The sequence below is a fragment of the Burkholderia sp. AU6039 genome (assembly GCF_002223365.1).
Classification (GTDB): domain Bacteria; phylum Pseudomonadota; class Gammaproteobacteria; order Burkholderiales; family Burkholderiaceae; genus Burkholderia.
The window spans coordinates 717,764-738,831 of sequence record NZ_NKFK01000005.1 but is presented as its reverse complement, the minus strand read 5'-3'; the positions used below and the strand labels follow the sequence as shown (position 1 = coordinate 738,831).

Sequence of the window (21,068 nt, the reverse complement as noted above, 5' to 3'; positions counted from 1 at the left end):
GGAGGCACGTCCATGCCCTTTCCGCTTCATCCCGCAACGGTTCGCGCGCTGCTCGAGTGCTATCTGCGCGCGAAAGACCTGAACCGGCCCGCGCTGATCGCCGACTGCTTCGCGGCCGATGCCGAACTGAGCTTTTCGCTCGCGAACGACGATATCGATTTTCCGCCGCGCGTGACGGGCGCGGCTGCGATTGCGCGCACGCTGGTCGAGGAATTCGGCGAGCGGTTCGAACGCTGCCGGACCTATTACGTTTGCACGGCACCCGAAGTCGACTCAGCGGGTGCCAGCGGGATGTCGTGGCTCGTCGTGATGCGGCAGAAAGACAATGGCGCGTTGCGGATCGGGCATGGCACGTACCGCTGGCAGTTCGCGGGCAACGGCGAAAGCGAAGACGCCGCGCGGATTGCCGCGCTGCATATTCATATCGCACGAATGGATACGATCGACGATCCGCAGTCGGTGAAACTCGATGCACTGCACGCGGCGTTCGGCTATCCGTGGCTACCGGCGCACGCATTCGCGCGCGGGCTCGCGGATGTGGCGGCTGCGCAGCCGGAGTGGGCATTCCTGGCGCCGTTTCACGAGGCAGCGGCGGCGTAACCCTTCCCGCTCAATGGCCGCGTGCCGCGTGCCGCGCGCTCCAGCTGCACGCGGCGCTCGCGCCACCGTAAGCGTCACGCTCCGTCGAGCGCCTGCCGCACCCCGTCCCAATCCAGCCCGAATCGCGCCAGATACTTGCGCAGCCGGTCCGCATCGTTCGGCTGCTTCTTGCTCTGCCGCGACACCGCGAACAGCGTGCGTCCCGCCTCCGACAAGCTTGCCGACATGCGGCACACGTCCAGCACGCGTTCGAGCTGCGCACGGTCGAACAGGTCGAGTTCTTCCGCACGCGCACCGAACACCGCATCGACACATGCATCGGGCGCACCCGCACCGCCCGGCGACGACCACGTGCGCGTCAGCCGTTCGACTTCCTGCTCGGCGAGCGCTTCGGTAATCCGCCCCGCATCGGCCAGCGTCGCCATCCGCGTGACCGATGCGGACAGCTCGCGGAAGTTGCCGGCCCACGCCGCGCGTGGCGACGCGGCGAACGCGAGATAGCGCCGCTTCGCCTCGACGTTGAACCGCACCTGCTCGCCCTGCTCGCGGCCGAAACGGTCGAGTTCGAATTCGAGGTTCGGCTCGATGTCCTCGCGCCGCTCGGCCAGCCCCGGCAGTTCGTACGTCCACAGGTTGATCCGCGCGTAGAGATCCTCGCGGAACGTGCCGGCCGCCACCATCTGCCGCAGGTCGCGGTGCGTGCCCGCGATCAGCTCGAAATCGCTGGTCGCCTCGACGTCCGCGCCGACCGGCAGGAAACGCTTCTCCTCGATCGCCTTCAGCAGCATCGCCTGTTCGTCGAGCCCGAGTTCGCCGATCTCGTCGAGAAACAGCAGCCCGCCGTCCGCCGCGCGCAGCAGCCCGGCCCGCGCCGACTGCGCGCCCGTGAACGCGCCCTTCACGTGACCGAACAGCGTCGACATGGCCGCGTCGCCGCGCAGCGTCGCGCAGTTGATCTCGATGAACGGCCCCGCGAGCCGATGGCGGCCGCGCTTCAGCTCGTACACGCGCTTCGCGAGAAACGACTTGCCGGCACCCGTCGGCCCGACCAGCAGCATCGGTGCGCGCGAACGCACGGCCACGCGCTCCAGTTGCTCGATCAGCGCGTTGAAGCGCGCGTTGCGCGTCGCGATGCCGGCCTTCAGGAACGACACCGTTTCGTCGCGTTCGCGCGTGAAACGCTGCGCGATGCGGTTGTAGCGCGACAGGTCGAGATCGATCACCGACATCGTGCCGGGCCCGCTCGGCCCTTCGTCGGTCTTCTGCGGCGGCGCCGTCTGCGCGAGACGCGCAGGCAGGTAGCGCGCCTCCGCCAGCAGGAACCAGCAGATCTGCGCGACGTGCGTGCCCGTCGTGATGTGGATCAGGTAGTCCTCGCGGTCGAGATCGAACGGGTAGGCGCGCGCGAAATCGTGCAGCGTGGCGTAGACCTCCTCGAAATCCCACGGATCGCGAATCTCCATCGGGATCAGCCGCACGTCGGTGTGCGGCGACACACGCTCGAGATCCTGCTTCACGCGGTTCGCGAGCCGCGCGTAGTTTGGCGAGTGCAACAGTTCGAGCCGGTCGATCGGCGTGTCGCGCTGCTCGCACAGCGAAATCGTCGGCCGCCAGTTGCGCCATCGGCGCTGCGAGCCGCCGCCCTGGTCGAGCACGGTACCGAGAAAACCGATCGCAACAGTCTTTCGCATGTTTATCTCATGGGATAAGAAGCGATCCTATTGTATCGACATTTCCGGATCGAGCCACCATCGGATATTCAAGCCCCATCTGCCGCTTAAAATAATTTCCCCTTTTACTTCAATGATTTGAGATTTTTTTCGAGGATCGAAACACCCGCTGGCACGCTCCTCGCTAAATAGAAAGCGCCGGATGTCCCGCTGGCCCACGAGTCAGGGTTCACAAAGCCCTGCTGGTGCGCCGCCGCCGAACCTGGTTCGTCGCGGCAGCGCATGTCGCCATGGGCAGACGAAGGCAAACGGGCGCGCAAGGCGCTTCGCCCGGGTTCGAGTCCCGGGGCGCCCTCCGTTCGGAAGCTCATAGGTAGAGCAGCCGGCGCAAGCCGGTGTGTAGCGGGTTCGAATCCCGCTCGAACACTGTCCGCAAGGACAGTCTCTTGATAGAAGCAGTACCCGCCGGTGCGGGCCGCAAGGCCCGCCGCGCGTCGGACCGGTTGCGGTTCCGCGCGATCGGCCGGACGGCCGCACGGCCCGCGCGAACGCGCACGACGACGCAATGCAGGATGCGTCGCCGTGCACGTCGACGCCGGGCCAGCGCGCCGCCCGCCCGGTTGCGTCGCCCCGCGATCCGCACGATGCGTGTCACCCGGCGGTCAATGAAGAAAAGGACAAGAATATGTGGATGCGACATGTCGTGAAAAAGAACGAACGCGCGCTGCTGATGAATGAGGGCGATTTCGTGAAGGTGCTGGAACCGGGCGTGTTCAAGGCCTTCGATCCGTTCAAGCGCCTGTCGGTGCAGACCGCGCGTCTCGACGCGCCGCTCGCCGACGCGGCACTGGCCGATTACCTGCGTCACGACGCGCCGGACGTGCTCGCGCAGCACTTCGTCGCGATGGATCTCGCCGATGATGAAGCGGGCCTGCGCTACGAAGACGACGTGCTCGTCGAGATCCTGGCGCCGGGCACGCGCCGGCTGTACTGGCGCGGCCTGACCGCGCACCGTCTCGAACGCGTCGATCTCGCGCAGGACAGCCTGCTGCCGGCCGCGCTCGTGAAGCGCATCGCGCAACCGGCGCTGCGTGCACGCGGTGTGGCGGGCCTGACGGGCGTGCTGCTGGCGCAGGTGCCGGCGTACCACGTCGGCGTGCTGAAGATCGACGGCAAGATCGAGCGGTTGCTGGACGCGGGCGTAGCGGCGTTCTGGCGCTTCAACCGCGACGTCGCGGTCGAGCTCGTCGACCTGCGTTTGCAGGCGATCGAAGTCGGCGGACAGGAAATCCTGACGCGCGACAAGGTCGCGCTGCGGCTGAACCTGTCGGCGACGTGGTGCTATGCGGACGTGCTGCACGCGTTCGGCCAACTGCAGAAGCCGGTCGAGCACCTGTACCGCGAGCTGCAATTCGCACTGCGATCGGCCGTCGGCACGCGCTCGCTCGACGAACTGCTGGAGGACAAGCAGTCGATCGACGACGTCGTGATCACGCAGGTGCGCGCCCGCCTCGGCCATTCGGGCGTGGACGTGCGCAGCGTCGGCGTGAAGGATATCGTGCTGCCGGGCGACATGAAGACGATCCTCGCGCAGGTGGTCGAGGCGGAGAAATCCGCGCAGGCGAACGTGATTCGCCGCCGCGAGGAAACGGCGGCCACGCGTTCGCTATTGAACACTGCGAAGGTGATGGAAGAAAACCCGACCGCGCTGCGGCTCAAGGAGCTGGAAACGCTCGAGCGCGTCGCGGAACGGATCGACCGCATCTCGGTGTTCGGCGGTCTCGACCAGGTGCTGAACGGACTCGTCAGCATCAAGGGCGCGTAATGCATGATCAGGCACGGCGCACGCGCGCCGTGCCTCATGAACAAAGTAGCAAGGTGATGAACATGAGTGAAATGGATTACCAGGTAATGGAACTGGCGAACGGCAAGCCGGTGAAGATGTGGACGCAAGGCGTGGCCGTTGAAGAAGAGGCGCGCGCCCAACTGCGCAACACCGCGCAGATGCCGTTCATCTTCAGCCACGTCGCGGTGATGCCGGACGTCCACCTCGGCAAGGGCTCGACGATCGGCAGCGTGATTCCGACCAAGGGCGCGATCATTCCGGCCGCGGTCGGCGTCGACATCGGCTGCGGGATGATGGCCGCGCGCACGACGCTGACGGCATCCGACCTGCCGGATTCGCTCGCGGGGCTGCGCAGCGCGATCGAACGCGCGGTGCCTCACGGCCGCGCGCCGGGCCGCCGCGATCCGGGCGCGTGGGGCGACCGCACGCCGGCCGCCGTGACCGAATCGTGGAAGTCGCTGCAACCGGGCTTCCAGCGGATCGTCGACAAGTATCCGAAGCTGGAAAAGACGAACCACTACGCGCATCTCGGCACGCTCGGCACCGGCAATCACTTCATCGAAGTGTGCGTCGACGAAGCGGACCACGTGTGGTTCATGCTGCACAGCGGCTCGCGTGGCGTCGGCAATGCGATCGGCAGCCTGTTCATCGAACTCGCGCAGGCCGACATGCGGCAGCACATCGCGAACCTGCCGGATCGCAACCTCGCGTATTTCACCGAGGGCAGCCGCCACTTCGACGACTACGTCGAAGCGGTCGGCTGGGCGCAGGACTACGCGCGCCGCAACCGGCAGGCGATGATGGACGCCGTGATCGGTGCGGCTCGCGGCGTGATCGCCAAGCCGTTCTCGGTCGACGAACACGCGGTGAACTGCCACCACAACTACGTGCAGCGCGAACGCCACTTCGGCGAAGACGTCCTCGTGACGCGCAAGGGTGCGGTGTCCGCGCAGAAAGGGCAGCTCGGGATCATTCCGGGCTCGATGGGCGCGAAGAGCTTCATCGTGCGCGGCCTCGGCAACCCGGACAGCTTCTGCTCGTGCAGCCACGGCGCGGGCCGGACGATGAGCCGTACCGAAGCGAAGCGCCGCTTCACGGTTGACGACCAGGTGAAGGCAACCCAGGGCGTCGAATGCCGGAAGGACTCGGGTGTCGTCGACGAAATCCCGATGGCCTACAAGGACATCGACGCGGTGATGGCGGCCCAGCGCAGCCTCGTCGAAGTGGTACATACGCTGCGCCAGGTGGTGTGCGTGAAAGGATAGCGCGGTGCGCGGCCGATGGCCGGCGGCCGCGCACAACGAAAGGGAAACGACAACAATGAAAACGGAAAAAATGACGACCGTGCGCAGCGCGCATCCGGTCGATCCGGCCGTGCGGGCGCGCGTGATGGCGGAGCTCGCGGAAGTCGAGCGCCGCCACGACGTGAGCGTGCTGTTCGCGTGCGAATCGGGCAGCCGCGGTTGGGGGTTCGCATCGCCGGATAGCGACTACGACGTGCGCTTCGTGTATGTGCACCGGCGCGACTGGTATCTGAGCGTCGAACCGCAACGCGACGTGATCGAGCGGCCGCTCGACGACGAGCTCGACGTCAGCGGCTGGGAGTTGCGCAAGGCGCTGCAACTGCTGCGCCGCTCGAACCCGACGCTGCTCGAATGGCTCGACTCGCCCGTCGTGTATCGCGAAGACGCGCGCTGGGCGCCGCGGCTCAGGTCGCTCGCGTCGGCGTTCTTCTCGCCGGTGCGCGGGCGTCACCACTACCTCGCGATGGCGAAGAAGAACTTTCGCGGCTATCTGCAAGGCGACACGGTGCGTTACAAGAAGTACCTGTACGTGCTGCGGCCGCTGCTCGCGGTACGCTGGATCGACATGGGGCTCGGGATGCCGCCGATGCGCTTCGCGGATCTCGTCGACGGCACCGTGCACGAGCCGGCGGTGCGCGCGGAACTCGACGCATTGCTCGCGCTGAAGATGAGCGCGAACGAAAGCGAGTACGGGCCGCGCCGGCCAGCGATCCACACGCTCGTCGAGACGATGCTCGCCGATGCCGAACACGATCGCGAATACAAGCGGCCGTGGGGTGACGTGGCGATGCTCGATGCGTTCCTGCGCGACGTGGTCGACGATCGATGAAAAACGAACGGCGCGATGCGTTTGGGTGTCGCGCCGTTTTCCGCATCCACACTCGTCCGATCAATGCAGGCCCGCAATGAACGTGCCTGCACACTACGCGTCGCCGTCACGATTGCAGCCCATTGCGGCGGTATACTCGATGCCGTTCGCCAAAGCGCGCCGCCGCATGCGCCGCAGCCTTCGACCTGCCCCGCTTGCTGACGATGCGCTTGCAGCCCGACGTCTTCCGCCCGCCCATCCACAGTCGATACGAACCGTCATGTCGCACCGCCTTTCGCTCGCCATCGCCGCCCTCCTCGCCGTTTCCCCGATCGTTGCCCAGGCTCGCCCGCTCGCGCGGCCGCCGGTCGAGCGCGATTTCAAGAACTGGTCGGTCGTCTGCGACAACGGCAACCGCTGCATTGCCGAAAGCCATGCCGACGATATCGACGACGCCCGCGCCCGCCTCATCCTGCGCGTGACGCGCGATGCCGGCCCCGATGCTCAAGCCTCGCTCGACCTCTACGCGTCGGCGCCGCTGGACCTGCGCACTGCACGCGTGGATGGCCGCCCGTTCGATGCAATGGCGGCTCAATGGCATGCGTTCGGCGGCAAGCCGGACGATGACGAAGCGCACCCGTTCCGGATCCGTACCAACGATCCTGCAACGGTGGCCGCCTGGCTCGCCGCGTCGCGCAATGCGCAACTGCTGAGCTTCGGCGATCCGGCATCGGCGCAAACCGCCCGCACGCCGTTGACGGGATTGAATGCCGCGCTGCTGCTGATCGACGACACGCAGGGCCGCGTCGGCACCGTCACGGCCCTGCTGCGCCCGGGCACCCGGCCCGCGTCGTCGGTGCCGGCCGCGCCGGCACTCCCGCCCGCCGTCACGCCGGCACCGGCCGTCGCGGACCTGTCGGCCACCGAGCAACGCCCGCTCGTCGACGCGGTGCTCGCGAAGTTCGGTGGCGACGTGAAGCAATGTGCCGCCGATGTCGAAGACGAAATGTCGGCGAGCGATCGCAGGAAGGCATCGCGCGCCGTGGCGATTTCCGCCGACGAAGCGCTGGTCGCGATACCGTGCCAGACGAGCAGCATGTATAACCACACCGACCTGTGGTATCGCGTGCGACGGACGGCGCCCTACTCTCCGACGGCGATGAATTTCGGCGAGAACGCGAACGCGGGACTCGATTCGGCCTCCTTCGCGAACGAACTGACCGACGCCGGTTACGATCCCGCCAGCGCGACGCTGTCGAGCAAGGTGAGGCTGCGCAGTGCCGGCGACTGCGGATCGACCGCATCGTGGATCTTCGACGGCCGGCGCTTCATGCTCGGCGATATCGCCACGCACGGCACGTGCAACGGCCTGTTCGACGATCAGTGGCCACGCCTGTATCGACGGGCCGATGCGGCAGCCAGCCCGCGCTGACGCACCACGTCACGCGCCGACGATCGAGATCGAGAACCCGTCCCAGCCCTTCTGCCCGACCGTTTGCACGGCGGTCGTCGTGAGATTCGGTGCGGCCACGAGACGCGCGAACCCGTCGCGCACGCCGACCACGTCGGGTTCGTGATTGTCCGGATCGGCCACGCGCCCGCCGCGCACGACGTTGTCGACGACGATCACCGTGCCGGGCCGCGACAGCTTCAGTGCCGCGTCGAGATAGGCCGGGTTGTTGTCCTTGTCGGCATCGATGAAGATGAAATCGAACGGCGCTTCGCCCGCGTCGATGAGCCGCGCGAGGCTGTCCTTCGCGCTACCGACCACCACCGTCACGACTTCCGCGAACCCGGCACGCGCGATGTTCTGCGTCGCGACCTTCGCATGCTCCGGATTCAGTTCGAGCGTCACGAGCGAGCCGCCCGGCGGCAACGCGCGCGCGAGCCAGATCGTGCTGTAACCGCCGAGCGTGCCGACCTCGAGAATCCGCCGTGCGCCGCGGATCGTCGCGAGCAGTTGCAGCAGCTTGCCCTGGTTCGGCGCGACGTTGATCGCGGGCAGACCCGCTGCGTCGCTCGCCGCGAGCGCGGCGTCGAGCACGTCGTCGGACGGCACGAGCGTCGCGGAGAAATACGCATCCACCTGGTTCCAATGATCCTGATTCATCGAGCGCCCCTTGTTTGCGGAACAGGCATTTTATGCGCCGCCCTGCCATAAGCAACAAACCATTCGTTCTAAAGGCAGTGGCGCACGTGCTCCTATAATCGCTCGACCACCACAACAACAGACGGAGCACCCATGACCGATCAGGCCGCATCGAACTGGCGCCTCGAAACCATCGCCGTACACGGCGGTTATCGTCCCGACCCGACCACGCGCGCGGTCGCCGTGCCGATCTACCAGACCGTTGCGTACGCATTCGACGACACGCAGCACGGCGCCGACCTGTTCGACCTGAAGGTCCAGGGCAACATCTACACGCGGATCATGAACCCGACGACGGACGTGCTCGAGCAGCGGATCGCCGCGCTCGAGGGCGGCATCGGCGCGCTGGCGCTGGCCTCGGGACAATCGGCCGTCACGTACGCAATCCAGACGATCGCCGAAGCCGGCGACAACATCGTGTCCGCGAGTTCGCTGTACGGCGGCACCTACAACCTGTTCGCGCATACGCTGCCGCAATACGGGATCACGACGCGCTTCGCCGATCCGCGCGACCCCGCGTCGTTCGAGCCGCTGATCGACGCGCGCACGAAGGCGATCTTCGCGGAATCGGTCGGCAACCCGCTCGGCAACGTCACCGACATCGCCGCGCTCGCGGAAGTCGCGCATCGCCACGGCATCCCGCTGATCGTCGACAACACGGTGCCGTCGCCGTATCTGCTGCGCCCGTTCGAGCACGGCGCGGATATCGTCGTGCATTCGCTGACGAAGTATCTCGGCGGGCACGGCACGAGCCTCGGCGGCGCGATCGTCGATTCGGGCAAGTTCCCGTGGGCCGAGCACGCGGACCGCTTCAAGCGGCTGAACGAGCCCGACGTCAGCTATCACGGTGTCGTCTACACGGAAGCGTTCGGGCCGGCTGCCTATATCGGCCGCGCACGCGTGGTGCCGCTGCGCAACATGGGCGCGGCCATTTCACCGTTCAATGCGTTCCAGATCCTGCAAGGCATCGAAACGCTGGCGCTGCGCGTCGAGCGCATCAGCGACAACGCGCTGAAGATCGCGCAGCACCTCGCGCGCCACGAAAACGTCGAATGGGTGAACTATGCGGGCTTGCCCGATCACCCGGACCATCCGCTCGTCGCGCGCTACCTGTCGGGCCGCGCGCCGGGCATCCTGACATTCGGCGTGAAGGGCGGCCGCGACGGCGGCGCGAAGTTCCAGGACGCGCTGAAGCTGTTCACGCGGCTCGTCAACATCGGCGACACGAAATCGCTCGCGACGCACCCGGCATCGACGACGCACCGGCAACTGTCGCCCGCCGAACTCGCGAAGGCCGGCGTGAAGGAGGAAACCGTGCGGCTGTCGATCGGCATCGAGCATATCGACGACCTGCTCGCCGATCTCGACCAGGCGCTCGCGCAGCTTTGACGGAAACGGGCGCGCCGGCTTGCCGGTGCGCCCTGCCTCGAATGTGTTGACCTTGAAGCGGCTTCAAGGTGTTCAATCCCCGGATGGTGCCGGGGTAACGCCCGGCGTGTACGAACCACCCGTACCAAGCAGCCGGATAGCCAGACGCTGAGCCCGCTGCGGTACGCCAACCGTCCGAGAGGCTTCATGACACCGACCGCGAAGCTCGCGCTGCTCACGTTACCGCCCTTGCTGGCGGCCTGCTTCGGCGCCCTCGCGGCCGCCTGGCGCGCACCCGGCCCGAAAACGTCGAGCGTCATCCAGCATTTCACCGGCGGCATCGTGTTCGCGGCCGCCGCGCTCGAACTGCTGCCGCAGGACCGCGCACATGCGCTGTTTCCGGTCGTCGTCGGCTTCGTGCTCGGCATCGCGCTGATGCTCGCGATCCGTGCGCTGTCGGGCGCGATCGAGACGCGCTTCGAGGAAGCGCGGCTGCCCGTGAGCCTGATCATCGTCACCGCGATCGACCTCGTCATCGACGGCCTCGTGCTCGGCATCGCGTTCTCCGCCAGCGACGAAAGCGGCATCATCCTGACCGTCGCGCTGACACTCGAAGTACTGTTCCTCGCGCTGTCGGTCAGCGCGGCGCTCGCGGCCGCCGGCATCGGCCGCCTGCTGTCGATCGTCGTTCCGGTCGGGCTCGCGGCGCTGCTGAGCATCGCGGCCGTGGCCGGTAACGCGGCATTCGCAGGACTCCCATCCAATATCTACGCAGCGCTGCTCGGGCTCGGCACCGTCGCGCTGCTGTACCTCGTCACCGAGGAACTGCTGGTCGAAGCGCACGAGGTTCCTGAAACGCCGTTCGCGACCGCCGCGTTCTTCATCGGCTTCATCGTGTTCTTTCTGATCGAAGGATCGGTGAAGGCCGGATAAGCAGGCGCGGCCGCGCGCCGGCTACCACGTCGTCGCGCCCGTCGGATACGGTTCGACGATGCGCGTACCGTTGACGGCCGTCACGCCTTCGCTGCGCAGCGCGGCCCACAGGTCGATCGCATGCTCGCGCGATTTGCGGCTGCCGTCGTCGGTCAGCACGTTCAGTGCGATCACTTCGTCGCGTGTCGTCAGTTGCAGCTGCTCCTTCAGCTTGCGTGACTGATGCGACGCGGTGCGGACGTCGCCGAGCACGATCCGCTTCTCGGCGAGCGTCGAATCGCCGCCCGCATTCGCCGGCACGAACGTCAGCCGGCCGTTGTCGACCTCGCATTGCCCGCGCGTGAACGTCGCGCTCCACTCGCCGGCCGGCACGGCCGCGAACTCGCAGCGCATCCGCTCGTTCGCGCGCCGGCCGACGTCATGCGCCGACGCGTGCGACAACGCCCGCTCCGGCCAGCCGGCCGCAATCGCGGCCGTCGACATCAGGCACGCCGCGAGCACGATTCCTTTCGCGAAATGGCGCATGGCACTCTCCTCTTCGTGTGAGGTTGCGGCCAACGGGCATCGTGCCGGCCGGCCGCGAATGAACGATCAACGCACCGCGAAACGGTTGTCGTGCGCATCGACCAGCGGTGCCATCTCCCCGCGATGCACCGTCGCGCGATGGATCTCCTGGTTGCGCGCGACGGCGGCCGGGCTCGCCGGGTAGTCGTGATTCGGGCTCGGGATCACGCCGTCGTGGCGCGCACGCACCAGTTCCTGGCGGACCTCCTGCCGGGTCTTCTGCTGCGCGGCCGCTGCCTGAGACAAGGCCGCCATCGACAGTACGGCAGCGGCGACGACGATCATCGGTCGCGGAATGTTCATGTTGTTCGCTCCTTGCTGGAAATCCGTGACGGGAGCGTTCACTTTGAGCCGGCAGCGGTGCGGAATCGTGATCGCAGCATGACGGTTTCGTCACCACCGCGACCTTCCCTACATCGCACTACGAATGAAAATACATGACGCGTTTCCGCACGCATGACGCGGCGATGACATTTTTCTCATTTGTCCCTCACCTTCACGATCCGAATGCTTTCCAGAATCGGCAGCGCCATCGCGACAATCCGCGCCCGCCTGCACCCCGCGCGGCACGGAATCGACCGATGCACGAAACGATCATCTTGAATTCCAGGGGAAAACCATGAAAACTCCAGTTCGGCTCGCCATGATGTCGGGTGCGCTGCTCGCGACCACGCACGCGGCACACGCATCGGAAGTCACGTTATACGGCCTGTTCGATACGTCGCTGACGTACGTATGGAACGCCAGCGCGGACGGCAAGAATCTCGTCGGCCTCGGCAACGGCAATCTGCTCGGCAACCGCTTCGGCGTGAAGGGTGCGGAAGACCTGGGCGGCGGGCTGAAGGCGATCTTCACGCTGGAAAACGGCTTCAATCCGAACACCGGCACGCTCGGGCAAGGCAACCGGATGTTCGGCCGGCAGGCATTCGTCGGCCTCGACAGCGCGCGCTGGGGCACGCTGACCCTCGGCCGCCAGTACGACGCGCTCGCGGATGTCGCGTGGCCGGTCACCGGCGACTTCTACTTCGGCAGCGTCTACGCGACACCCGGCGACGTCGACAACTACGACACGTCGTCGCGCACCGACAACGCGGTGAAATACACGTCGCCCGTGATCAACGGACTCCAGTTCGTCGGCATGGTTGCGCTCGCCGGCGTGGCCGGCAAAAGCGGCGCCGGGCAAACCTGGTCGGCCGGCCTGTCGTACAGCAACGGCCCGGTCGACGCGGCGGGCGGCTATTACTACGCGGCCAATCGCTCGTCGCTCGCCAACGGCATCCGCACCGGCTGGAATGGCACGTCCGACGGCACGTTCGACGGGTCGCTGGTCAACGGCGGCTATATCTCCGCGAAATCGATCGGCATCGCGCGCGGCGCGTTGCGCTACAACTTCGCGCCGTTCGCGGTCGGTATCGACTACAGCAATGCGCTGTACAAGGCCGATGCGATGTCCGCGTTTCGCAGCACGCAGAAGTACGACACCGCGCGCGGCTTCTTCAACTATCAGGCGACACCCAGCCTGCTCGTCGGCGTCGGCTACAGCTACACGCGTGCCCGTGGCGATACGGGCGCGACCTACCATCAGGTGTCCGCCGGCGCCGACTACGTGCTGTCGAAGCGCACCGACCTCTACGCGGTCGGGGCATGGCAACGCGCAAGCGGCGAACAGCGCACGCTCGACGGCGGCACGCAAACGGCGCAGGCGTCGATCGGGTCGTATGGCTATGGCGGAACGCGCACGCAGGGCATCGTCAATCTCGGGTTGCGCCACCGGTTCTGACCACGGCGGCATGACGCGCGCCACGTGACGAAAATTTCATGTTCCGATCAGGTTCGCGAAGCGTCGCCTCGCTACGATCGGAAACGTGACGGGCAGCGCCCGTTCCAGACCACGCAAGCGAGTCGCTGCCGCACGGCACGTCACGCGTTAGGCCCGGACACGTCGAGTGCCGGGCCTTTTTTTGATCGCGCGCCGACGATCAAGGCGTTGAATTGCGTTGCGGGAACAGGCAGTTATGCGTCTTCACATACAGATTCGGATTGCCGCAGCGATGCCCGGCGTAATCGATCTGCTCGCCGGGCATGAGATCGGTCGGCACCGGCTTTTTCGCGGCGGCCGGTGTGGCCTGCGAAGTCGGCGTGGTGCCGGAACGCGTCGATGTGCAGCCCGCGAACAACGGGACGATCAGGACTGCGATCAAGGCTAGGCGAATGGCGGGACGGGGCACTTTTCAAGTCCAGTGTGAAAGTCAGAACAAGGCCGCCCGCGTTCCATACAGCTATCGCGAACGGCATGAATGCCGCCAGCCACACGGGCCATCGGCAACCTTCATGTTCCGCTTCCGGCTCATCGCGCCCATGACGCGAACATGACGAATCCGTCATGCCGGTCGCGTCCGAACGGCGCCTCTCCTCATCACGCAATCTGACGCATTTTTCATCTCGCGATCACGATCACGCACGGCTGCTTTCGCATACTGGGTCCATGGTTCGCCACCCGGCGGCCCTGATCAAGGAGAGCACTCGATGAAAACCGCAAAATTCGCCGCACTGTTCGTCACCGCCACGCTGTCGCTCGGCATGGCCACGCAGGCCGCATCCGCGCAGACGCAGACGCAGGGCAAGACCCGCACGCAGGTCGTCAATGAACTGAAGCAGGCGCAGCACGACGGCGTCGTGCCGGTGAGCAAGACGCAGTACCCGCCGACCGGCGAGCTCGTCGCACGCAACAAGGAGCTGCATGGGATTTCGGTGCATGGCGGCGAGAAGAAGCCGCAGCCCGACAACCACGACAACCTGACCGCGCAGAAATGACGCTCGGTCATCCGACCGCAGGCAGCGCGCCACGCGCGGCCGCCTCATGGCGAACGCGCGGGCATGCCCGCCGGCGGTGTCAGGTAGGGAGGGCCGCCGGCCGTTTCAGCTCGGCCGGCCGGCGCGGAAAACGCAGCCAGAAGGTCGTGCGCCGGCCCGGGTCGCTGTCGACGCCGCATTCGCCGCCGTGGTTGTCCATGATCGAGCGGACGATCGCGAGCCCCAGCCCCGTCCCCTGCGCCGAGTTGTGCCGGGACGGATCGACACGATAGAAGCGCTCGAAGATCTTTCCGACGTGCTGGGCCTCGATGCCGGGCCCCGTATCCGACACGGCGATCGTCGTCGCACCGCCCTGCTCCACGCAATCGATCGTCACGATGCTGCCGCGCGGCGCGTAGGCCAGCGCATTCGACAGCAGGTTGCTCAGCGCGCGCTGGTACAGCGTCAGATCCGCATCGACCCACGCATGGCCGTCGACCTTCACCGTCACGCCGGCATCCTCCGCCAGCGGCTCGTAGTAGCCGGCGACGCGCCCCGCCTCTTCCGACGCATCCAGGCGCCGCACGCTGATCGACGTGCCGGCCTGTTCCGAACGCGCCAGGAACAGCATGTCCTCGATCATCCGCGACAATCGCTGGTATTCGTCGATGCTCGACTCGATCACGTTCCGGTATTCATCCGCGCTGCGCGGCTGCGACAGCACGACCTGCGCGGCCGCCTGCAGGTTCGTGAGCGGCGTGCGCATGTCGTGCGCGAGATTCGACGAGAACTGGCTCAGCCGCGTGAACGACTCGTTCAACCGCTCGAGCATGCCGTTGAACGCGTGCTCGAGCTCCTTCAGCTCGCCGGCCGTATCGAGCGCCGGCAGCGGATGGGCGAGCCGGCTCGTCGACATCTGTTCGGCACGGGCCGCGAACCGCCGCAGCGGGCTTAGCCCGAGCGCCGCGATGCCATATGCGATCGCTGCCGCGAGCACCACGCCGAACACCTCGATCACGACGATCGTATAAGCGTGCGTGCGCAGCAGCAGCACGTCGGCGCTGCGGTCGTACTGCACCACGACGCGCACCACGGGCGCACTTGCGCCTGCACCGGCAAGCGGCACATTCGTCACCAGATACTGCTGCCGTGCGCCGGGCGGCGCGACGCCGACCGGCACGCGCCCTGCATTCAGCGACATCAGCGGCGCAACGAGGCGGAAGCCGGGCGTGCCGACCAGGCGCGCGCCCGTGGCATCGAAGATCGCGAGATCCATGTTCGGATGACCGTGCAACTGGTCGATCCAGATGTCGGTGTTGCGCGCGACGTCGGCCGTCGAGCGCGCTTCGGCCAGATGCGCGCCCAGCGCGGCGGAGATGCCGGCCATCTGCTCGGCCGCCGTCGTGTCGACGCGATTGCTCAGCGCCTCGTACAGCGCGACGCCGCTCGACGCGAGGATCACCGACGTCGACAGGATGATCAGCGCGGTCAGGCGTCCGCGCAGCGTGCGCGGCAACAGGCGCGCGATCATGCCGCGCTGCCGCCGCGCGCCTCGAGCACGTAGCCCATCCCGCGCACCGTATGGATCAGCTTCGGGTCGTATGCGTCGTCGATCTTCGAGCGCAGGCGCCGGATCGCCGAATCGACGACGTTCGTGTCGCTGTTGAAATTCATGTCCCACACCTGCGACGCGATCGTCGCGCGCGGCAGGATCTCGCCCTCGCGGCGCATCAGCAGCCACAGCAGCGCAAACTCCTTCGCGGTCAGCAGGATCGTGTCGCCCTGCCGGGTGGCCTTGCGGCGCGTGAGATCGAGTTCGAGATCGGCCACGCGCAGCGTGTTCGAATCGCGCGGCTGGCCGCGCCGCAGGATCGACTTGATACGCGCGGTCAGCTCGACGAAGTCGAACGGCTTCGCGAGATAGTCGTCGGCGCCGAGCTCGAGGCCCTTCACGCGATCGCCGACATCGTCGCGCGCGGTCAGGAACAGCACCGGCGTCGACTTGCTGCGCCGCAGGTTCTGCAGCAGCGTCCAGCCGTCCTGCCCGGGCAGCATCACGTCGAGCACGAGCAGGTCGTACTCCTCGGTCTCGGCCTGATGCTGGCCCGTGATGCCGTCCTCGACCCAGTCGACGACATAGCCGGCTTCCGTCAACCCCTTGCGCAGGTACGCGCCCGTCTTCGGTTCATCTTCGACAATCAGAATTCGCATCACGCATTACCCTTGAAGAAACCCAGCCGGCGCAACACGCCCGAGCCGAAGCCACCGCGCAACGCCGCGCGCCACGACACCGCATGGCTGACACGGTACAGCACCGGCAGCACCAGCAGCGTCAGCGCCGTGGACGACAGGATACCGCCGATCACGACCGTCGCGAGCGGGCGCTGCACCTCGGCGCCGGTGCCGGTCGCGAACGCCATCGGCAGGAAGCCCAGCGACGCGACGAGCGCGGTCATCAGCACCGGCCGCAGGCGCGTCAACGCGCCTTCGCGCACGGCCGCCTCGAGCGGCATCCCTTCGTCGCGCAGGTTGCGGATGAACGAGATCATCACGAGCCCGTTGAGCACGGCCACACCGGACAGCGCGATGAAGCCGACCGCCGCCGTGATCGACAGCGGAATCCCGCGCAGCCACAGCGACACCACGCCGCCGCTCAGCGCGAATGGAATGCCGGTGAACACGAGCAGCCCGTCCTTCACGTTGTTGAACATCACGAACAGCAGCACGAACACCATGAACAGCGCGAGCGGCACGACCAGCTTCAGGCGCTCGCTCGCGCTTTGCAGCTGCTCGAACTGCCCGCCCCACGACACCCAGTAGCCGGCCGGCACGCGCACGTCCTGCTGCAGTTGCTCGCGCGCGTCGGCAACGAACGACCCGACGTCGCGCCCGCGCACGTTCGCGCTGACGACCACGCGCCGCTTGCCGTCCTCGCGGCTGATCTGGTTCGGGCCCGGCGCGACGTCGATCGTCGCCAGTTCCGCGAGCGGCACGTACGGCGCCGCCGCGAGCGGTGCGCTGGCGCCGGCCGCCGGTGCGGGCAGCGCGATCGGCAGCCGCTTGATCGCCTCGATGTCCGAGCGCAGCTCGTCGGGCAGCCGCACGACGATGTCGAAGCGGCGGTCGCCCTGGAACAGCGTGCCGGCCTTCTGCCCGCCGACGGCCGCGGCCACCGAGTCCTGCAGATCGGCCACGCTTACGCCATAGCGCGCGAGCTTGTCGCGATCGAGGTTGACGGTCAGCACGGGCAGGCCGGTGGTCTGCTCGACCTTCACCTCCGACGCGCCCGGTACCTTCTGCAACGCGGCCGCGATCTGCTCGCCGGTCTGGTTCAGCACGGCCATGTCGTCGCCGAAGATCTTCACGGCGACGTCGCTGCGCACGCCCGAGATCAGTTCGTTGAAACGCAGCTGGATCGGCTGCGAGAACTCGTACGCGTTGCCCGGCAGCTCGGCGAGCGCTTCCTCGATCTCGCGCACGAGCTGGTCGCGCGGCTTCTTCGGGTCAGGCCACTGGTCGGCCGGCTTCAGCATGATGTAGCCGTCCGACAGGTTCGGCGGCATCGGGTCGGCCGCGATCTCGGCCGTGCCGGTCCGCGCGAACACGCGCTCGATCTCGGGGAAGCGCGCCTTCAGCGTCTTCTCGATCGCCTTCTGCATCTCGACCGACTGCGACAGGCTCGTGCCGGGAATCCGCAAGGCGGCCACGGCCAGGTCGCCTTCGTTGAGGCTCGGGATGAACTCGCTGCCGAGCCGCGTGGCCAGCCCGAGCGTGGCGAGCACGATCACGCCCGCGCCGACCATCACGCGCGCCGGACGCGTCATGAATGCGGCGAGCGCCGGCTCGTACGCGCGCCGCGCCCAGCCCATCAGCCGGTTCTCCTTCTCCTCGACACGCTCGCCGATGAACAGCGCGACGGCTGCCGGAATGAACGTGACGGTCAGCACCATCGCGGCCGCGAGCGCCATCACGACGGTAATGGCCATCGGGTGGAACATCTTGCCCTCGACGCCCGTCAGCGCAAAGATCGGCAGGTACACGACCATGATGATCAGTTGCCCGAAGATCAGCGCGCGACGCGCTTCCTGCGACGCGCCGAACACCTCCGCGAAGCGCTCGTCGCGTGTGAGCGGCCGGCCGGCGGCAGCCTGCGCGTGCGCGAGCCGCCTCACGCAGTTCTCGACGATCACCACCGCGCCGTCGACGATGATCCCGAAGTCGAGCGCGCCGAGGCTCATCAGGTTCGCGCTCACCTTCGCGTTCACCATGCCGGTGAAGGTCATCAGCATCGACAGCGGGATCACGAGCGCCGTAATCAGCGCCGCGCGCATGTTGCCGAGGAACAGGAACAGCACGGCGATCACGAGGATCGCGCCTTCCAGCAGGTTCTTCTTCACCGTCGCGACGGCCTTCTCGACCAGCACGGTGCGGTCGTACACGGGAATCGCCTTCACGCCGGACGGCAGCGTGCGGTTCACGTCCTCCATCTTCGCGGCGACGGCCTTCGCGACCGTGCGGCTGTTCTCGCCCATCAGCATGAAGACCGTGCCGAGCACGACCTCCTCGCCATCCGACGTCGCCGCGCCGGTGCGCAGCTCGCGGCCGATGTCGACCAGCCCGACGTCCTTCATCCGCACCGGTACGCCGCCGACGTTGGTCAGCACGATGCTGGCGATATCGTCGACGGTGCGCGCCTGGCCCGGCACGCGCACCAGATACTGCTCGCCGCGCTTCTCGATGTAGCCCGCGCCGACGTTGTCGTTGTTGCGCTCCAGCGCGCGCACGACGTCGGCGAGCGTCAGCCCGTATGACATCAGCTTCGCCGGGTTCGGCGCGACGCGGTATTCCTTCACGTAGCCGCCGATCGAGTTGACCTCGGTCACGCCGCGCACGTTGCGCAGCTGCGGCCGGACGACCCAGTCCTGCAGCTCGCGCAGGTCGGCCGCCGTATAGCGCGTACCGTCAGGCTTGCGCGCGTTGGCGTCGGCTTCGACCGTCCACAGGTAGATCTCGCCGAGGCCCGTCGACGTCGGCCCCATGGCGGGCGTGATACCGGCCGGCAGCTTGTCCTTCGCTTCCTGGATGCGCTCGTTGACGAGCTGCCGCGCGAAATAGATGTCGGTGCCGTCCTTGAAGATCACCGTGACCTGCGACAGCCCGTAGCGCGAGATCGAGCGCGTCTGCTCGAGGCCCGGCAGGCCGGCCATCACAGTCTCGACCGGATAGGTGATGCGCTGCTCGGCCTCCAGCGGCGAATAGCCGGGCGCGGCCGTGTTGATCTGGACCTGTACGTTGGTGATGTCAGGCACCGCGTCGATCGGCAGCTTCTGGTAGCTGAACACGCCCAGCGCGGCCACGGCCGCGATCGCCAGCATCACGAGCCAGCGGTGCGCAATCGCAAAGCGGATCAGGCGCTCAAACATGACGGGATTCCTTGAAACGGGGCACGGTCACCTTCGACGGACGAGCCGCCCGGCCGGTCACCCGGCGGGCCGGAAAGCGGGCCGCATACCGGGCCGCGAGGCGTGCAACGGCACACACGTAGCGCTCATTCATGTTCCGCGCTCCCCTTGCCGAGTTCGGCCTTCAACACGAAGCTGTTCGACGCCGCATATTCCTGGCCCGGCTTGAGCCCCTTCAGCACTTCGGTCGCCCGTTCGTCGCGCCGGCCCGTTTCGACGGCCTGCGCGACGAAACCCTTCGACGAGCGCACGAAGACGGACGGTGCGCCGTCGACGTCCTGCAGCGCGTCGCTCGCGACCGCGAGCGGCACACTCTGCTTGCCCGCGTCGACCGACACGTTCACGAACATCCCGGGCCGCCACACGCCGTCCGGGTTCGGCAGCACGACGCGCGCCGGTGCAGTGCGCGTCTGTTCGCCGAGCAGCGACCCCACGTACGCGATCGGGCCGCTCGAGCGCGATTCGAACGCGGTCGCGATGACCGTCGCATCGCGGCCGACCCGCACGTCGTTCAACCGCTGCGCCGGCACGGCCATCTCGGCCCATACCGTCGAGAGATCAGAGATCACGAACATGCTGGCATCGGCGGCAATCGCTTCACCCGGCGTCGCGTGCTTCTCGACGATCGTGCCCGCGAACGGCGCGCGCAGTTCGTAGCGGTTCAACGCACCCGCGCCGACCGGCGCGTTCAGCGCGGCGAGCTTCTGTCGCGCGTTCTGCACGGCGATCTCGGCTTCACGCAACTGCACCTGCGCCTGCTGGTAGTCCTGCTCGGCCGAGATGCGCTCCTTCCACAGCGTGCGCTCGCGCTCGTAGGTCGCGCGGGCGCCCGACAGCCGGCGTTCGGCCGTCAGCAGCTCGCTGCGCCGGTCGGCGAGATCGGTGCTCGCGATCACGGCCAGCACCTGCCCCTTCGCGACGTTCTGCCCGAGCGACACCGACACCTGCTCGACGATGCCGGCCACGCGCGGCACCACGTGCGCGGTGCGATCCTCGTTGAACTTGATCTCGCCCGGCAACTGGAACGGCGTCGCGATCTGCGCGGGGCCGGCCTTCGCCAGCGCGATCTTCGAGGTCGCGAGCTGCGCGTCGGTCAACGCGATCGCGCCGTCGGCGCGGGCGAACGGGAACGATGCCGACTCATTGCCCGCCTTCACGTCGATCGTCGCATCGAACACGTGCGGCTTGCCGATCGACTGCGCGGACACGAACTTCTGGCCGGCCGCGTCGAAACGCAACGGCTCGTGCGTGCGGTCGTAGCGAACCAGCGTGCCGGACACGGTGACGCCCTTGTCCGCCGGCTTGCCGTCGACGAACGGATAGACGATGAGGCGCGCGTCGCCGGGTTTCTCCGTCATCACGATTTCGACGGACAGCTTGCCGCGCTTGAGCACGACACCGCCGCGCTCGCCGGTGGCTTCGGTGGATGAAGCGGCAACGGCCGCCGATGCGGACGCGCCGTCGCCGCCGCCGTTGCGCGTGACGCCGAGTGCGCCGATGACGATCCCGGCGCTGCCGAGCACGACCGCCGCGATGATCAGGATTCTGTTGCGTGACATGGTGATCCTTCA

At 67.2% G+C, this 21,068-nt stretch carries 18 protein-coding genes and 1 tRNA gene; 10 read left to right on the top strand and 9 right to left on the bottom strand.

The genetic code is table 11. From position 1 onward, the window contains the following. Nucleotides 1-12 precede the first annotated feature (12 nt). A complete protein-coding gene (locus CFB39_RS21130) occupies nt 13-600 on the top strand; it encodes a nuclear transport factor 2 family protein (RefSeq protein WP_089474316.1) in 588 nt (195 codons plus the stop codon). Nucleotides 601-674: 74 nt separating this feature from the next. Here CFB39_RS21130 and rtcR read toward each other — a convergent pair whose 3' ends face one another. Then, nucleotides 675-2,291, bottom strand: a complete 1,617-nt coding sequence (gene rtcR / locus CFB39_RS21125) for an RNA repair transcriptional activator RtcR (protein WP_089474315.1) — start codon at nt 2,289-2,291, stop codon at nt 675-677. A 335-nt stretch (nt 2,292-2,626) separates the two neighbouring features. Here rtcR and CFB39_RS21120 point away from each other — a divergent pair. From CFB39_RS21120 to CFB39_RS21100, 5 genes are all read left to right on the top strand, one after another. Continuing rightward, nucleotides 2,627-2,697: transfer RNA gene (locus tag CFB39_RS21120), tRNA-Cys, on the top strand. Between the two features lie 258 nt (nt 2,698-2,955). Further along, nucleotides 2,956-4,095, top strand: a complete 1,140-nt coding sequence (locus CFB39_RS21115) for a slipin family protein (protein ID WP_089475621.1) — start codon at nt 2,956-2,958, stop codon at nt 4,093-4,095. A gap of 62 nt (nt 4,096-4,157) precedes the next feature. Next, nucleotides 4,158-5,381: an RtcB family protein gene (locus CFB39_RS21110; protein ID WP_089475620.1), complete on the top strand. Its 1,224-nt coding sequence runs from the start codon at nt 4,158-4,160 to the stop codon at nt 5,379-5,381. Nucleotides 5,382-5,436: 55 nt separating this feature from the next. Further along, on the top strand, nt 5,437-6,249 hold the full coding sequence (locus CFB39_RS21105; RefSeq protein WP_089474314.1) for a nucleotidyltransferase domain-containing protein: 813 nt from the start codon (nt 5,437-5,439) through the stop codon (nt 6,247-6,249). A 259-nt stretch (nt 6,250-6,508) separates the two neighbouring features. Continuing rightward, the gene (locus tag CFB39_RS21100; protein WP_179257714.1) at nt 6,509-7,660 is read left to right on the top strand and encodes a DUF1176 domain-containing protein; all 1,152 of its coding nucleotides are present in this window, start codon (nt 6,509-6,511) and stop codon (nt 7,658-7,660) included. 9 nt (nt 7,661-7,669) lie between these two features. On the opposite strand, the gene CFB39_RS21095 is transcribed toward CFB39_RS21100, so the two are convergent. Next, entirely contained in the window at nt 7,670-8,338 is a 669-nt protein-coding gene (locus CFB39_RS21095; protein WP_089474312.1) for an O-methyltransferase, read from the bottom strand. A 132-nt stretch (nt 8,339-8,470) separates the two neighbouring features. On the opposite strand from CFB39_RS21095, the gene CFB39_RS21090 reads away from it, so the two are divergent. Together CFB39_RS21090 and CFB39_RS21085 are read left to right on the top strand one after the other, a co-directional pair. Then, nucleotides 8,471-9,766, top strand: a complete 1,296-nt coding sequence (locus tag CFB39_RS21090; protein WP_011356015.1) for an O-acetylhomoserine aminocarboxypropyltransferase/cysteine synthase family protein — start codon at nt 8,471-8,473, stop codon at nt 9,764-9,766. 186 nt (nt 9,767-9,952) lie between these two features. Continuing rightward, nucleotides 9,953-10,678, top strand: coding sequence for a ZIP family metal transporter (locus CFB39_RS21085; protein WP_089428165.1), 726 nt, complete (start codon nt 9,953-9,955; stop codon nt 10,676-10,678). A 21-nt stretch (nt 10,679-10,699) separates the two neighbouring features. Here CFB39_RS21085 and CFB39_RS21080 read toward each other — a convergent pair whose 3' ends face one another. Both CFB39_RS21080 and CFB39_RS21075 read right to left on the bottom strand, forming a co-directional pair. After that, on the bottom strand, nt 10,700-11,203 hold the full coding sequence (locus tag CFB39_RS21080) for a hypothetical protein (RefSeq protein ID WP_089474311.1): 504 nt from the start codon (nt 11,201-11,203) through the stop codon (nt 10,700-10,702). A 66-nt stretch (nt 11,204-11,269) separates the two neighbouring features. Then, complete coding sequence (locus tag CFB39_RS21075; protein WP_089474310.1) at nt 11,270-11,545, bottom strand: DUF4148 domain-containing protein; 276 nt, start codon at nt 11,543-11,545, stop codon at nt 11,270-11,272. 316 nt (nt 11,546-11,861) lie between these two features. Here CFB39_RS21075 and CFB39_RS21070 point away from each other — a divergent pair, with 316 nt between their 5' ends. Then, entirely contained in the window at nt 11,862-13,022 is a 1,161-nt protein-coding gene (locus CFB39_RS21070; RefSeq protein WP_089474309.1) for a porin, read from the top strand. A 199-nt stretch (nt 13,023-13,221) separates the two neighbouring features. Here the strand turns inward: CFB39_RS21070 and CFB39_RS21065 are convergent, their stop codons facing one another. Further along, the gene (locus tag CFB39_RS21065; RefSeq protein ID WP_179257713.1) at nt 13,222-13,443 is read right to left on the bottom strand and encodes a hypothetical protein; all 222 of its coding nucleotides are present in this window, start codon (nt 13,441-13,443) and stop codon (nt 13,222-13,224) included. A 325-nt stretch (nt 13,444-13,768) separates the two neighbouring features. Here CFB39_RS21065 and CFB39_RS21060 point away from each other — a divergent pair, with 325 nt between their 5' ends. Then, entirely contained in the window at nt 13,769-14,056 is a 288-nt protein-coding gene (locus CFB39_RS21060) for a DUF4148 domain-containing protein (RefSeq protein WP_089474308.1), read from the top strand. Between the two features lie 79 nt (nt 14,057-14,135). On the opposite strand, the gene CFB39_RS21055 is transcribed toward CFB39_RS21060, so the two are convergent. The 4 genes from CFB39_RS21055 to CFB39_RS21040 all read right to left on the bottom strand — a co-directional run bounded on the left by CFB39_RS21055 (nt 14,136) and on the right by CFB39_RS21040 (nt 21,056). Then, on the bottom strand, nt 14,136-15,566 hold the full coding sequence (locus CFB39_RS21055; RefSeq protein WP_089474307.1) for a heavy metal sensor histidine kinase: 1,431 nt from the start codon (nt 15,564-15,566) through the stop codon (nt 14,136-14,138). Beyond that, a complete protein-coding gene (gene irlR / locus CFB39_RS21050; protein WP_039349341.1) occupies nt 15,563-16,246 on the bottom strand; it encodes a heavy metal response regulator transcription factor IrlR in 684 nt (227 codons plus the stop codon). The genes CFB39_RS21055 and irlR overlap by 4 nt, the downstream gene beginning before the upstream one ends. Continuing rightward, nucleotides 16,246-19,458 (bottom strand): efflux RND transporter permease subunit, encoded by a 3,213-nt coding sequence (locus CFB39_RS21045; RefSeq protein WP_089474306.1) that lies wholly within the window; start codon nt 19,456-19,458, stop codon nt 16,246-16,248. Before CFB39_RS21045 ends, irlR begins: the two co-directional genes overlap by 1 nt. A 125-nt stretch (nt 19,459-19,583) precedes the next feature. Beyond that, complete coding sequence (locus CFB39_RS21040) at nt 19,584-21,056, bottom strand: efflux RND transporter periplasmic adaptor subunit (protein WP_089474305.1); 1,473 nt, start codon at nt 21,054-21,056, stop codon at nt 19,584-19,586. Between the last annotated feature and the right edge of the window lie 12 nt (nt 21,057-21,068).

What these genes read in the sequence shown, in the direction of transcription:
- CFB39_RS21130 (WP_089474316.1), top strand. Translation starts at nt 13, where the DNA reads ATGCCCTTTCCGCTTCATCCCGCAACGGTTCGCGCGCTGCTCGAGTGC.
- rtcR (WP_089474315.1), bottom strand. Translation starts at nt 2,291, where the DNA reads ATGCGAAAGACTGTTGCGATCGGTTTTCTCGGTACCGTGCTCGACCAG.
- CFB39_RS21115 (WP_089475621.1), top strand. Translation starts at nt 2,956, where the DNA reads ATGTGGATGCGACATGTCGTGAAAAAGAACGAACGCGCGCTGCTGATG.
- CFB39_RS21110 (WP_089475620.1), top strand. Translation starts at nt 4,158, where the DNA reads ATGAGTGAAATGGATTACCAGGTAATGGAACTGGCGAACGGCAAGCCG.
- CFB39_RS21105 (WP_089474314.1), top strand. Translation starts at nt 5,437, where the DNA reads ATGAAAACGGAAAAAATGACGACCGTGCGCAGCGCGCATCCGGTCGAT.
- CFB39_RS21100 (WP_179257714.1), top strand. Translation starts at nt 6,509, where the DNA reads ATGTCGCACCGCCTTTCGCTCGCCATCGCCGCCCTCCTCGCCGTTTCC.
- CFB39_RS21095 (WP_089474312.1), bottom strand. Translation starts at nt 8,338, where the DNA reads ATGAATCAGGATCATTGGAACCAGGTGGATGCGTATTTCTCCGCGACG.
- CFB39_RS21090 (WP_011356015.1), top strand. Translation starts at nt 8,471, where the DNA reads ATGACCGATCAGGCCGCATCGAACTGGCGCCTCGAAACCATCGCCGTA.
- CFB39_RS21085 (WP_089428165.1), top strand. Translation starts at nt 9,953, where the DNA reads ATGACACCGACCGCGAAGCTCGCGCTGCTCACGTTACCGCCCTTGCTG.
- CFB39_RS21080 (WP_089474311.1), bottom strand. Translation starts at nt 11,203, where the DNA reads ATGCGCCATTTCGCGAAAGGAATCGTGCTCGCGGCGTGCCTGATGTCG.
- CFB39_RS21075 (WP_089474310.1), bottom strand. Translation starts at nt 11,545, where the DNA reads ATGAACATTCCGCGACCGATGATCGTCGTCGCCGCTGCCGTACTGTCG.
- CFB39_RS21070 (WP_089474309.1), top strand. Translation starts at nt 11,862, where the DNA reads ATGAAAACTCCAGTTCGGCTCGCCATGATGTCGGGTGCGCTGCTCGCG.
- CFB39_RS21060 (WP_089474308.1), top strand. Translation starts at nt 13,769, where the DNA reads ATGAAAACCGCAAAATTCGCCGCACTGTTCGTCACCGCCACGCTGTCG.
- CFB39_RS21055 (WP_089474307.1), bottom strand. Translation starts at nt 15,566, where the DNA reads ATGATCGCGCGCCTGTTGCCGCGCACGCTGCGCGGACGCCTGACCGCG.
- irlR (WP_039349341.1), bottom strand. Translation starts at nt 16,246, where the DNA reads ATGCGAATTCTGATTGTCGAAGATGAACCGAAGACGGGCGCGTACCTG.
- CFB39_RS21045 (WP_089474306.1), bottom strand. Translation starts at nt 19,458, where the DNA reads ATGTTTGAGCGCCTGATCCGCTTTGCGATTGCGCACCGCTGGCTCGTG.
- CFB39_RS21040 (WP_089474305.1), bottom strand. Translation starts at nt 21,056, where the DNA reads ATGTCACGCAACAGAATCCTGATCATCGCGGCGGTCGTGCTCGGCAGC.